Below are 13,181 nucleotides of genomic sequence, written 5' to 3' on the forward strand. Positions count from 1 at the left end.
TCGCCAGCTAGCATTATCTTTCTAGTGATTAGGAGTGATAATGCGGCGTTGGGCAAGTGTTTTGTAGATCGGACTTCAGTCCGTCAACCGTTAAGCAGGCCATTAATATGCTGGGCCAAAAAAAATTACAGCGTTTTTTTAACCAGATTTTTCGACCAGCATTGATAGCAGAGCAGTTAAATTTATTTAACCTGATGGACTGAAGTTCAACCTACAGGTGATTCTAGTCAAAGACAGATTATTTTTAAGGGTAAGTTATGACCACTGAGCAAGTGAAGCAAGTGCAGCAAAGCAAGCAAATAAAGACTCAAGCATTTACCGATCAAAAACCTGGTACTTCGGGCTTAAGAAAGAAAGTGACGCAGTTCCAGCAAACAGGTTACTTGGAAAACTTTGTGCAAGCGGTTTTTAATACCATTGCGCCTTGTGCCGGCAAAAAATTGGTATTAGGCGGAGATGGACGATTTTATAACCGTGAAGCGATACAAGTGATTATTCGCATGGCGGTTGCCAATGGCTTTACTCATATTTTGGTCGGTCAGGGTGGCATATTATCAACACCGGCAGCCTCTTGTGTGATCAGAAAAAACCAAGCCTGCGGTGGTATTATTTTATCCGCTAGTCATAACCCTGGAGGACCAGATGAAGACTTTGGGATTAAATTCAATGGCGAAAATGGTGGACCTGCGCCTGAAAAATTAACCGAGGCAATTTTTCAACAAACCTTATCTATGGAGCAATACCTGAGTATTGACGCTAATGATGTTGAACTTGACCAACTCGGTACAGTGCAAATAGCAGAGTGTAAAATTGATATTATTGATCCCGTTAATGATTATGCCAATTTGATGGAGTCGATGTTTGATTTTACGGCTATGAAGCACTTGCTTGCACAAGGCGATTTTCGTCTATGTTTCGATGCTATGCATGCGGTTAACGGCCCTTATGCCAAAGAAATACTTGAAAAACGCTTAGGTGCGCCAGCTGGTTCTGTCATTAATGGTGTGCCATTAACCGACTTTGGTGGCGGTCATCCTGATCCTAACCTAGTGCATGCTCATGAGCTTGTGGCTTTATTATATGGAGATGATCCCTTTGATTTTGGCGCCGCCTCAGATGGTGATGGCGATCGCAATATGGTATTGGGTAAGCAGTTTTATATTAATCCGTGCGATAGTTTGGCGATATTAACCGCCAATGCTGATTTAATACCGGCTTACGCTGAAGGTATTGCCGGTGTTGCTCGTTCAATGCCAACCAGCAGAGCGGTTGATCGAGTCGCCAAAGCGATGAATATACCCTGTTATGAAACACCAACCGGTTGGAAGTTCTTCGGTAATTTATTAGATGCCGGTAAAATCACCCTATGTGGCGAAGAAAGCTTCGGTACGGGTTCTGATCATATCAGAGAAAAAGATGGTTTATGGGCGGTATTGTTTTGGCTTAACTTAATCGCCGTAAAAAAACAGCCGGTCAGTGAAATTGTTAAAAACCATTGGTTGCAATATGGCCGTGATTATTTTACTCGCCATGATTATGAAGCCGTTGACAGTGACAATGCGCATGAAATGATCAGCCAACTTAAAGCCAAAATTGCAGATTTACCTGGTCAGGTATTTGCGGGTGTTAAAATAACATCAGCAGACGATTTTCAATATATCGACCCCGTCGATAAGAGTAAAACTACTGAACAAGGCGTTCGACTTTATTTAGACAATGGTGGACGTATTGTTTTCAGGCTTTCAGGTACAGGTACGCAAGGAGCCACGTTAAGAGTTTATTTAGATTGTTACCAGCAGGATCCAGCGCTGTTAGCACAAGAAACACAGCAAGCCCTTAGTGAGTTAATTCAAGTAGCAGAAACGGTAGCAGGCATTAAACAATTTACCGGCAGAGAAAAGCCTGACGTGATCACATAACGCTGATGATGTGCTTGCAATTGCCTACTAAAATTAGCTTTATCATTAGTGTGTTAGCCTATTTTTTAAGTATAGAGTTATAAGCATACTGCTGAAAAAAAACCAACAATATAAGAACAAATGAAAGGTATTGAAATGAAAATATTAATGGCGGCGGCAGAGAATGACGCTTTACCGCGCGGAAAAGTTGGTGGTATTGGTGACGTAGTTCGAGATATTCCACTCGCTTTAGCCAAAATAGGTCAAGAGGTTGATGTGGTCATGCCAGGTTATGGTAGTTTTTCTAAGCTTGCCGGTGCCCAACATGTGACAGCATTAGAGGTTATGTTTGGTGGGCAAGCGCAAAGCGTTGATATTTTCAAGATTTCATTAACACCATCGCCAACGACTTCGTCAGGCACTTTATCAGGCTCTTTATCAGACACGTCAGCAAAAAAAGTGACGCAATGGGTGATTGAACATCCTTTGTTTGCCATTGGTGGCATAGGTGAAATTTACTGTGATGACCCCAGTAATCGACCTTTTGCGTCTGACGCCAGCAAGTTTGCCTTATTTAGCGCAGCGGTGGCTAAAGCGGTTATCAGTGATGTTTTTGGTAAAATTGATGTAATACACTTACACGACTGGCATACCGCTATGGTGTCAGTATTGCGCGCATACGATCCCCAATATCAAGCCTTAAAAGCCATTAAAACTGTTTACACCATTCACAATATAGCACTGCAAGGTATTAGACCCCTTGATGGCGATGAATCATCATTAAAGGCTTGGTTTCCTGACTTAGCTTTCGATGAAAACCAAATCAAAGATCCTAGATACCACAACTGTTATAACCCGATGCGTTCTGGCATTAACCTGTCAGATAAAGTCCATGCAGTGTCACCTACTTACGCCAAAGAAATATTATTACCCAGCAATGACCAACAGGGATATTATGGCGGTGAAGGTTTAGAAAATGACTTGCGCCATGCCGCTGCTACAGGACGCTTGCACGGTATATTGAATGGTTGCGAATACCCAGATAAAGTCAATGTTCGCCTTAACATAAAAGATTTAATAACGCTTTGCGAACAGGAAGTTATGCAGTGGCTAGCCGATAAGCCTTTAGTTGATAACGCACATTTAATCGCGATAACGCGCTTAAAACAACTGGCCGCGAAAAAGCCTAAAAAACCACCTTTAGTGTTAACGTCAGTTGGACGCATTACCGATCAAAAGGTACGGCTTTTTCAACAAGTCATGGCCAATGGCGAAACCGCGTTAGAGCAGTTATTAACACACTTGTCTGATCAGGGTGTTTTTATCTTATTAGGCAGTGGCGATAATAAGCTAGAAGCGTTTTTAGCCCAGGTAGCCTCGAAGCATAGTAATTTTATTTTCTTAAAAGGCTACTCAGAAGCGTTATCAATCAGTATGTATAATTCTGGCGATTTATTCTTAATGCCAAGTTCATTTGAACCTTGTGGTATCAGTCAAATGTTGGCAATGCGAGCAGGACAAGCCTGTTTAGCGCACAGCGTAGGTGGCTTGAGTGACACAATAACCGATAATAAAAACGGTTTTACCTTCAATGGCGATAATCCGCTACAACAAGCTGAAAATATGCTCAGCCGTTTTCAGTCGGCATTAGCAATAAAACAAAAAAGCCCAAAAAGTTGGACTAAAATATCAACCAATGCTTTTAAATCAAGATACTTGTGGAGTGATGTTGCACACGACTACCTTAAACATTTATACCGTAATTAAGCCTGTTATTGCGCTTTAATCTGCTTTCTTTGCTTAGCGCTGAAACGCTATAGTGAAGGGGGTCTATATTATATACATAGTCACTTCACTCAGTGCTTTCAGTGGCAATAGGTTAAAGCACCTCATGTCAGCTAAATTTTTTCAAGGGTTTTAGTTTTAGCGACGAGTTATGGGATAAGAAGGGCATTCAGCTGATATTTTATAAATTTCATCGATAAATTCGCTACTTAGTCTATTTTTCGCGTAATATTTTCGTTAAGTCGACACACTTAACTTCTGAGCTTAATTCAGACTCATGAACGAGAAATAATATGCTAAAAAAATGCTCCCCATTACTTTTTTCACTCCTGATCAGCTTTGTTTGCTCGTTTACACTTTTAGCCAATAGTGCCGAACAGATGTGGCCTGGCAGTGAATATGACCACTCAATACCAACTTTCTCAGACGTTTTAGGCTATGACGTTGGCGAAAAAATCACTCATTATGGTGATATGCTGCGCTACTTTGAAGCGCTTGAACGTGCAGCGCCCAAGCAAATTAAATTATTTGAATACGGCCGTACATGGGAAGGGCGTAAGCTTATTTATGTCGCTATTGGTAAAAGTGATGTTATTGATAATTTAGATGATTTTGCCAATAAAATGCAAAAGCTTTCTGATCCACGTATCACCGATAAAGAGGCGGCGAAACAGTTAATTGCTCAACTGCCTGCTTCAGTATGGTTAGGCTATGGCGTTCATGGCAATGAAATTAGTAGCACGGATGCGGCGATGATGACCGCTTATCATTTATTAGCCGCGCCCAATGAAGCGACTAATCGTAAAATTTTAAAAAACACCCTCGTTTTTATTGATCCTTTACAAAATCCAGATGGGCGCAGCCGATTTACCAGTCGCTATTACGCCACGGTAGGCATGGAACACAGTGCCGACAGATTAAGCGCTGAGCATAACGAACCTTGGCCAAGCGGCCGTTCAAACCATTATCTATTTGACATGAACAGAGATTGGTTAGCGATAACACAACCTGAAACCGCAGGCCGTATTCGTGTGATGAATCATTATCGGCCATTAGTGGTGATTGATTTACATGAAATGGGCGGTGACAGCAGTTATTACTTTTCACCCGCAGCACAGCCTTTTAACCCGCACATGACGCAAACTCAAATTGATAACATGACCGCTATTGGTAAAAACCATGGCAAACATTTCGACCGTCTAGGTTTTGATTATTTTACTCGTGAAGTTTTTGATGCTTTTTATCCAGGTTATGGTGATAGTTGGCCAACATTTTATGGTGCATCTGCGTCAACCTATGAGGTTTCTTCTGCAAGAGGTGAGATCTTTAAAAAGCAGACCGGTGAAACGTTAACCTATAAAGATACCGTTCAACGACATTTTGTTGCTTCAATTTCTACAGCGGAAGGTGTTGCTGACCGTCACGATAAATTACTTAATGACTATTACCATTATCAAACCAGCGCGATTGCAGCCGGTAAAAAAAATAAAAAAGAACGGGTCTATATTTTACCTAACCGCAGAAACGTCGCAGGAGGTCATCGCCTTGCAACACTGATGGCGCAGCACGGCGTTGAAGTAAAACAAGCCGATAATGCCTTTAAACAATGTGGTAAAAGCTATCAAGCCGGTGCTTATTTTATTGATACGGCTCAGCCTAAAGGTCGTTTTGTTACCACCACCTTTACTAAGCAAGTTGATATGGCACCGGCATTTGTTAAAGAGCAAGAGCGTCGACGCGCCAGAAAATTAGCCGATGAAATCTATGATGTGACGGGTTGGTCATTACCGCTAATGTTCGATGTTGATGTTGACGCCTGTTCAAAAGCCGTGAAAGTAGCTAGCCATAGAGTTAAAAGTGATGATTCACTTATCGGCAAGGTGATTAATCCTGACGCTAGCGTTGCCTATTTAGTGTCTTGGGGTGATATGGCCGCCGGTCGATTTTTAACTGCAGCACTGCAGCAAAACATTGTTGTTAAAAGCGCGGATAAAGCTTTTACCTTAGCTGAAAAAAAATACAATGCCGGTACATTGATCATCGAAAAACGTAGTAATGACGAAGACTTAGCGATGAAAGTGATGAAAATAGCCAAAGCTTCAGGCGCACAAGTGCAAGGGGTTAATTCAAGTTGGGTTACTCAAGGCCCCAGTTTTGGTAGTAGCAATACCGTTACCATGACAGCACCCAATATTGCGATGGCATGGGACGAACCCGTGAGTTCGCTAAGTGCAGGTAATACTCGCTTCGTTATTGAACGTCAGTTTAATTACCCCGTAACGGCAATACGTACCAACACGCTTAAAAGTGCCAATCTATCAAATTACCAAGTGCTTATTTTACCCTCGGGTGACTATAAAGAGTTGCTGGGCATCAGTGGCGCTGAAAATATCAAGCAATGGGTAAAGCGTGGTGGCGTATTGATCACACTGGGTAGTGCAACGCAATTTGCTGCAGAGCATGATATTGCCTTGTTAGATGTCAAAAGAGAGCGCGCGTTTAAAGACATTAAAGATGATAAATCAAAAGCAGCTAAAGAGGTTAAAGAAGTTGAAGGCGAGTCTATGGTTGACGGGCAGTTATTTACCACTAAAAAGGCGCTAGTGTCAGCCAGTGAAAATCCAAAAGAAAAACCTGACTTTGTTGCCGGCGTTTTGGCTAATATTGAAGTTGATCAAGAACATTGGCTAACGGCTGGGGTACATAACAAGCTGACCGCTATTGCCTATGGCAGCGATATCTATGCGCCGATAAAACTAGCGTCAGGTAAAAACCTTGCTTGGTTTACTGATGCAGAAAATGTTTTAGCAAGTGGTTATTTATGGGCAGAAAATAAAAAGCAATTGGCTTATAAACCTTACCTTATTCATCAACCTATGGAACAAGGCATGGTGATCGCTTTTACCCAAGACCCCACCACTAGAGCCTATTTAGATGGGCTAAATATTATGCTAATGAATACTATTTTCAGAGCCGCAGCCCACGCTAGGCCATTGAGGTAACAGCTAAGCTAATGGGTTTTATAGCGAGTGCAGCTATACAACCCATATATTTGCCCCTTAGCGAGGTTAAGTAGGGCTTATAAAAATATCAACAGCCTGTATTCAAGTACATTTTATTAAAGCGACGAAAGTCGCTTTTTTTTACCCTGAGTTTTTCGTTATATTACCTGCTATACACTTGAGTCAGTCACTCAGTTTCAAGTTATAAATATTTGTTTAAAACTTGAAACTGCCGGCCTTTATTCTGCAGCATAATTGTTAATCAGTAATTAATTACTGATTAACTTTAAACGATTACTCTATGTAAACAACGCCTAGTGTAGAAGCCAAATAAAGATCGAAACATAAATTCCATGCAAGCCTATTCATACCAGTGAGTAAAATGGGCTTTTGTGAATAAAGATAGAAACAAATTTGGCAGTAAATTTTATTGATTAAAAAAGCACCGAAAACACTCTAAATAAAGTTGAAACCTGACTTATTGGTAAGCTAAGGGGGAAGTTAGTAACTTGTTAACCCTAACGTTGCTTCAAGCTCATTATAGTCGTTCATATTCAATTTTTAAAAGTTACCTAAGAATTCATTTTCTGGGGTGAACTGAACTTAATAAATAGTCCGCATCGTCACCAAAGTTCAAATTAAGTTTTATCAATGGTTTTTAAAATAGAAGCTCATTCCTAAGGAGCTAACTGATCCATAGTCAGTTAGACGTTAGTACCCAAAATAATGTAGTCTCTAAGGTTACTTCTAAATTCAATTATTTTATATTCCCACTTTATAGATAGTTGTATTAGGGTTACCATTTTTCAGACCAAGGTCTTAAATCAATTTCATGCGTCCATGCTGTCCGTGCTTGTTTATGAAGATTGAGATAGTTTTTAGCTATTTCCATCGGGGCTAACAGTGCATCATTTTCAAGCATCTGGTCAACATTAGGTAAATTTTCACGAATAAACGTTGAGTTAATAGGACCGTCAATAATGCTATGGATAACATGAATGTTACTTGGTCCAAGCTCCCTAGCCATAGATTGCGCCAGTGCTCGCAGCGCAAATTTAGCGCCAGAGAAAGCAGAAAAACCCTCGCTGCCTCGCATACTGGCGGTAGCTCCTGTAAATATAATTGTGCCGCGCTTACGTAACAACATGCGTTTTGACACTTCTCTGCCCGTTAAGAAGCCAGCAAAACAAGCCATTTCCCAAACCTTACGGTAAACTTGACTGGTGGTTTCAGTAATGGAAAAACGTACATTAGCACCAATATTGAATACAACGACTTCAATAGGCCCAATTTCACTTTCTATTTTTTCTATCATCTCAACCATTTGAGTTTCATCTCTGGCGTCAACACCAAAAGGATAGGCTTCACCTCCTTGATTAATAATTTCGTCAGCTAAGGAATGCAGTTTGTCGATATGCCTAGGTCGTCTTACAATACATGCCTTGAAGCCATCAGCGGCAAAGGTTTTTGCTATTGCGGCACCTGTATCATCTCCGGCACCCACCACCAAACAAACAGCTTTTTTGGAATTATTTTTCATCTTGTGTTTGCCTTTTTATCTCTTGTTCTACTTGGCTCAGGCGTTCTTTACCAAAGAAGATTTGCTTACCGACAAATATAGTTGGGATACCAAAAGCACCTCGTGCCACCGCACTTTTAGTATTAGCGACTAATAAAGCTTTTGTATCTTTACTATTTGCTCTTAAAGTAAGATCTGCAAAATCGTAGCCTGATTGTATGAGTATTTTGGCGGCCACTTCAGGATCATTCATGTTAGCTGACTTCTCCCAAATGTGATGCAGAGCAGTATCAATAAATTTCTTTAGCTCTGCTGTACCTTTAAGGCTTTCTGCTGCCGCACAGCGCATTAAAAATAGGGTGTTGATAGGAAAATGTTGATTAAAAGCAAAGTCGGTTAGATTATGCTCTTGAATAAAACGTTGGATTTCCAATCGCTCGTAAGCGATTTTATTTTTAACACCAGCAAAAGCTTCAAAAGGGGCTTTGTTACCGGTTTCTTTAAAGATGCCTCCTAATAAGCAGGGAACATAGTTAAAGCTTGCACCCGTATTTAACTCTATATTGGGGAGCATTTTATGTACGAAATACGCGTTAGGACTAGCTAGGTCAAAAATAAAATCTATTTGCATTTTTTCATCCTCATTTCTCTTTGTCATCATTGACTATTTAGAACTCGGTTAATATTTTGTGGTGCAGTTATTACTTAATCAAAAATTCAACTTTATTTGCCACTCCGTCCCATTTATCTGCATCTGAAGGTGCTGACTTTTGTTCTGAAATAACGGGCCATGTCTGGCTTAATTCTGTATTTATTTCAATAAAATGTTTTTGGTTATCCGGTAAATCATCATCACTGTATATCGCACCCACAGGGCATTCAGGTTCACACATTGCACAATCAATACACTCATCAGGGTTGATGACCAAAAAATTTTCACCTTCATGAAAACAATCAACAGGGCAAACTGAAACACAATCGGTATGTTTACAATTAATACAATTGTCAGTTACATAAAATGCCATATTATTTCCTTTTTTTATTCCATGAATTACTTTTCAACAAACGAACGTTCAATAACATAATCTGAGACATCACCTGTGTGTGCTGATGCTTTAAACCCTAAGTTATCAAGTATTTTGCATGTATCTTTGAGCATACTAGGGCTGCCACAAATCATGGCACGATCAGTTTCTGAATTTAACGGCTCTAGACCTACATCACTACAGAGCTTACCGTTAGTGATAAGATCAGTTAAACGTCCTTGGTTTTTAAATGATTCTCGTGTAACTGTAGGATAATAAATCAGTTTTTCTTTAACCATGTCACCAATATATTCATCTTCAGTTAGCTCTGTAAGCAGGTAATCATAATAAGCAAGTTCACTGACATAACGAACTCCATGAACGAGAATTATTTTGTCAAAACGCTCAAAGGTTTCAAAGTCTCTAATAATGCTCATAAAAGGGGCTAATCCAGTGCCGGTTGCAAATAAATATAAATTTTTTGCCGGTGTTAGGTCATGTATCACCAAAGTGACAACAGGTTTCATACCGAGCAGAATTGAATCATTTTTTTGTAAATGCTGTAGTCGAGAGGTTAAAGGTCCGTTAGGTACTTTAATGCTTAAAAACTCTAAGTGTTCCGCATAATTAGCACTTGCTATACTGTAGGCTCTCATTAAAGGTTTACCTTCAACTTCTAATCCGAGCATGACAAAGTGACCATTATGAAATTTTAAACCTTCCGGTCTTGTTGTTTTAAAACTAAATAACGTGTCATTCCAGTGTGTTACTTCAAGTACTTCTTGCTTATAAAAAGCCATCGTAATTCCCTATATTAAGCTATTGATAATTTTTCTATTTTTGCAGGCACATATTTATGCCAAGGCGTACCAGCAAAAAAATCTTTTCGGTCTGATGATGTCAGTTCATTTGGGGCTATGCCTATATGAACTTTCTTTCCTTGGGAATTCTTATAATCAAGTCCTAGTCCGTTTGGTAAACTAATAAAGCCAGGTCGTTGTTGTTCAGTAACAAATGCATGGGTTTGTCCTGAGCCTGTTTGAGTGCTTATTTTTACTTGATCACCTGATTCAATTTTTAATTTATCGGCATCTACAGGATGAATATATAAGCTAGATGATTTATTTTTTTTGTCCCAAGAAGCGTCACGAATGATTGTATTTGTCGTTTCACCTCGTCGTTGTCCTGCGGTCAAAATTAATGGGAACTCTTTTGGGCAAGCCAACAAACTCGTGTCTAAATTACAAACTTGTGGGAATAGTTCGGGTAGATGCAATTGAATCTGTTTATCCGCTCTAGACATTCGCTTCCACGTATCACTGTAGTCAGTGCCAGAGTCGGAAAAAATAAAGCCTGATGGACTATTTAATAGGGTTTCAAACATTTTTTCACCTGCTTGCCATAGCGAACCTGTAAAGCCAGCATTGTTAGCATAAGTTCGATTTTTACGGACAAATTGGTGACACAAAGCCCAAAAAGGAGCCGCGGATGCAGACTTTCCTTGATTTAACGTTTGTCCTAAAGAACGATATAACAAAGAAGGTAATACTTTCATCAACTCCGGTTTAAATTTAAGTAATGCGGTGAATGCAAGCGCAAAGCTTCGTCGACCTAACTTTGCTGCCGTTCTCAAAATAGCCACATGAAGAGGTTTCAAAGCACCAAGTTCTTCAATTAGGAGGGTATGAATTTCAGCTTCAATCTTAGTACCTGCCAGCTTGTCAACAATAGGGTGACGTAACTGAAAAGTGTTTTTAGGAAAGTCGACTTGGAAAAATACACATTCATGTTTTTCATAGGCGCTTGCTGCAGGTAAAACATAGTCAGCAATGTTAGCTGTTTCTGTCATGGCAACATCGATTACTACAGAAAATTCCAATGCTTGCATTGCTTCGCGCATTCGAGCGCTGTCAGCATAAGAATGAACAGGGTTTGAACTTTCAATTATTGCCGCTCTAAATCGGTCAGGATGGTCGGTTAATATTTCATCTGCTATTTCGTTACAAGGCAATAAACCTACAATGACTTTTGAGCCAAGCACAGGGCTTACTTTCTTATTGATGTTTTTCTTGGTGCTTTTTGCTGAAACATCTCCCTTACTTGCATCGGTTACTGATAATAAAGATACACCGATATTGGCCGTTCCTTTTTTGGCAAAATTGCCAGTAATAACAAATAAAATGCGCTGTAAGTAACTTACCAGTGTCGAATTAATATTTTGCTGCGTACCAAGATCTTCAAATATTGATACTGATTTCGCCTGAGCTAATCGTCGAGTAGCTCGAGTCACTAAATCAAGATCTAATTGAGAAATTTTACAATACTCTGCAATATCCAACTGAGCAAAGTAAGCGTGAATTTGATCAAAGCCTTCAGTATGATTTGATAGGAAAGTTTTGTCTTCAAGTTCTTCTTGGATCACAATAGCAATCATTGCTGATAATGCCCAAGCATCAGTACCAGGCTGTAGTTGTAAATGATAATCGGAAATTTTGGCTGTATCGGTAACACAAGGGTCTAAAACGATCATTGCCCGCTTGGGGTCTCTTGATATATCTTTTAGTATCGTGCGAGTCTTTGGGAAACCGTGCGTTTGCCATGGATTTTTACCTAGAAACACACTGACTTCAGCATGTTCAAAATCGCCATGAGGGCCACCACCAAACATTTTACCGCTAACCCAGAATTCGCCTGTTTTTTCTTGTGCTAAAGCGTTTGTGCGGTAGCGCACGCCCAAAGCTTTTTGTAAGCCATCACTATAAAGCCCACCTAGGTGATTGCCTTGACCACCACCGCCAATGAACAAAATTTTATCACCACCGTGACTATTTTTGACTTTATTTAAACCCGCCGCGACTTCTTTAATTGCCGTTTCCCAAGATACAGCCTCGTAGCTACCATCGCTTTTACGTCGCATGGGAGTATCCATCCTGTCTTGTCCCATTTGATAATAATTTAAACGAGCCGCTTTGTTGCAGAGATAACCTTGAGATGATGGATTGTCTCGATCACCTTTAATCTTTAAAAGTTCTCTACCTGATTCACCACCAGTTTGAATGTCTAGACCACAATTGACACTGCAAAGAATACACGATGATTTTTTAAACTCTACATTTTGTTTCTCTTGTGACATTTTTGTCTCCGGTTAACTACAAGTTACGTTAGGTTCTAAAATAGAACCTCACTTATTCTATGGTTGCAAAATGGAACTTGTCAAGTATAATTTGGCGATAATACTTTATGATGATAAAAGGCTGCTATTAATGAGATGGGATCAAGTCAATACTCAAACTTGCTCTATTGCCCGTTCTTTATCTATATTTGGTGACTCATGGACACTGTTAGTTATTCGGCAAGTTTTCATGAGAATTCGCCGGTTTTCGGATATACAACAATCTCTTGGGATAACTAAACACCGACTATCCGATAGGTTAAATAGACTGGTAGAAGAAGAAATAATTTATAAACATTTGTATGATGAAAAATACAATAGGTTTGAATATAAACTGACAGAGCGAGGGCTTGAGCTTTACCCCATATTAATTAGTATTACTATGTGGGGAGATAAGTGGACGGCTGATGCTGATGGACCACCCGTCGAATATGTTCACAAAAACTGCGGTGAAAATGCCAAACCGAAATTATCCTGTAGTCATTGTGATGAACAAATTAATGCGAATAATACAACAATGCGTTTAGGTCCTGGTATAGAAAAAAAATTAATGCGTGGCGAAGTGAAAGAAACCGATATCAATTTATATAGTCGTGCTTTTCAAAACTTCAATGGATAGTCTGTGGGCATTTGTAATGCCAAATAATGCTAGAACATTTGCATTAAAAATAATTCAAGCAGGCAAGAATACAATCGTTATCGCTATCTTTATTTCGGCAATGGGGCATGTAATGCATACTTACCTTCAATTGAGCAATATGCCTCACTCGCAAGCACTTG

At 39.8% G+C, this 13,181-nt stretch carries 9 protein-coding genes; 4 read left to right on the forward strand and 5 right to left on the reverse strand.

What is annotated here, in order from left to right:
* Positions 1-257 precede the first annotated feature (257 nt).
* The 3 genes from H4J61_RS08460 (at position 258) to H4J61_RS08470 (ending at position 6,685) form a co-directional block, all read left to right on the forward strand.
* Positions 258-1,919: an alpha-D-glucose phosphate-specific phosphoglucomutase gene (locus tag H4J61_RS08460; protein WP_182184718.1), complete on the forward strand. Its 1,662-nt coding sequence runs from the start codon at positions 258-260 to the stop codon at positions 1,917-1,919.
* 135 nt (positions 1,920-2,054) lie between these two features.
* The gene (locus H4J61_RS08465) at positions 2,055-3,665 is read left to right on the forward strand and encodes a glycogen synthase (protein ID WP_182184719.1); all 1,611 of its coding nucleotides are present in this window, start codon (positions 2,055-2,057) and stop codon (positions 3,663-3,665) included.
* A gap of 311 nt (positions 3,666-3,976) precedes the next feature.
* Positions 3,977-6,685 (forward strand): M14 metallopeptidase family protein, encoded by a 2,709-nt coding sequence (locus tag H4J61_RS08470; RefSeq protein ID WP_182184720.1) that lies wholly within the window; start codon positions 3,977-3,979, stop codon positions 6,683-6,685.
* Positions 6,686-7,481: 796 nt separating this feature from the next.
* Here the strand turns inward: H4J61_RS08470 and H4J61_RS08475 are convergent.
* From H4J61_RS08475 to H4J61_RS08495, 5 genes are all read right to left on the reverse strand, one after another.
* Positions 7,482-8,225, reverse strand: a complete 744-nt coding sequence (locus H4J61_RS08475; RefSeq protein WP_182184721.1) for an SDR family oxidoreductase — start codon at positions 8,223-8,225, stop codon at positions 7,482-7,484.
* Positions 8,215-8,835, reverse strand: a complete 621-nt coding sequence (locus H4J61_RS08480) for a 2-hydroxychromene-2-carboxylate isomerase (protein WP_220461229.1) — start codon at positions 8,833-8,835, stop codon at positions 8,215-8,217. The genes H4J61_RS08475 and H4J61_RS08480 overlap by 11 nt, the downstream gene beginning before the upstream one ends.
* A gap of 70 nt (positions 8,836-8,905) precedes the next feature.
* Entirely contained in the window at positions 8,906-9,229 is a 324-nt protein-coding gene (gene fdxA, locus H4J61_RS08485) for a ferredoxin FdxA (RefSeq protein ID WP_182184723.1), read from the reverse strand.
* Between the two features lie 26 nt (positions 9,230-9,255).
* Entirely contained in the window at positions 9,256-10,029 is a 774-nt protein-coding gene (locus H4J61_RS08490) for a ferredoxin--NADP reductase (RefSeq protein WP_182184724.1), read from the reverse strand.
* 14 nt (positions 10,030-10,043) lie between these two features.
* Positions 10,044-12,362 (reverse strand): molybdopterin-dependent oxidoreductase, encoded by a 2,319-nt coding sequence (locus tag H4J61_RS08495; protein WP_182184725.1) that lies wholly within the window; start codon positions 12,360-12,362, stop codon positions 10,044-10,046.
* 130 nt (positions 12,363-12,492) lie between these two features.
* On the opposite strand from H4J61_RS08495, the gene H4J61_RS08500 reads away from it, so the two are divergent.
* Entirely contained in the window at positions 12,493-13,020 is a 528-nt protein-coding gene (locus H4J61_RS08500) for a helix-turn-helix domain-containing protein (protein WP_182184727.1), read from the forward strand.
* Positions 13,021-13,181 lie beyond the last annotated feature (161 nt).

Source organism: Colwellia sp. MB3u-4, from assembly GCF_014077065.1.
Lineage (GTDB): Bacteria > Pseudomonadota > Gammaproteobacteria > Enterobacterales > Alteromonadaceae > Cognaticolwellia.